Source organism: Vibrio sp. 2033, assembly GCF_033339735.1.
The window spans coordinates 1-751 of sequence record NZ_JAWOVC010000293.1 but is presented as its reverse complement, the minus strand read 5'-3'; the positions used below and the strand labels follow the sequence as shown (position 1 = coordinate 751).

Annotated in this window: 2 protein-coding genes; both read right to left on the bottom strand. The window is 48.2% G+C overall.

The annotated features are described in order from the left end of the window. Positions 1-271 (bottom strand): ATP-binding cassette domain-containing protein (locus R7P74_RS26175; protein ID WP_318123563.1); only part of this gene is annotated, 271 nt, incomplete at its 3' end. Then, positions 268-751 (bottom strand): oligopeptide/dipeptide ABC transporter ATP-binding protein (locus R7P74_RS26170; RefSeq protein WP_336624115.1); only part of this gene is annotated, 484 nt, incomplete at its 5' end. The genes R7P74_RS26175 and R7P74_RS26170, both read right to left, overlap by 4 nt.

The following is a 751-nucleotide window of genomic DNA, read 5'->3' as shown; positions in this document are numbered from 1 at the left end:
TGCGAATCAACTTACATCGCGTTGCGTAATCTTTGTGTTCTAAACGCTCACCATTGACTCGGATCTCACCAGAGCTCGGTTCAACAACGCCTGCGAGCATACGTGCAAGTGTTGATTTACCGGAGCCATTCTGGCCAATAAAGCCAATAGTTTGCCCCGGTTCTAGCGTAAAGCTCACGGGTTTAACCGCTTCATTAACTTGACGTCTGAATAGTCGAGAACGCGTGACAAACTGCTTCGATAAGTTATCGACTTCGAGTAACGCACTCATGACTTCTTCTCCGTGTTCAATGGAAAGTGGCAGTTAAACTTATGGTTTTTAATGCGTCGCGTGTGTGGAATTTCAACACACTGTTTTTGCGCGTACGGACAACGCGGCCCTAATCGACAACCAATTGGCAGATGCTGCAAAGGAGGGATAGACCCAGGTAGCGATTGCAGTTTCTGCTTGTGTGGCACCCAATCATTAAAATCTGGCATCGCTTTTAGCAGCGCGTCAGTGTAAGGGTGTTTAGGTGCTTCGATGATTTTGTCGGTGTCGGCAGACTCAACCGACTGACCACAGTACATGACGGTAATTCGGCTTGCCCATTGCGTGATGGTAGCCAAGTCGTGACCGATCAGCAAAATCGTGGTGTTGTTGAGCTGGTTCATTCGGCTCAACAAACGCAGAATCTGCGATTGAGTGATGGGGTCCAAGTCGTTAGTAGGTTCATCGGCAATCAACAATTTAGGTTTGGTTGCGATGGCC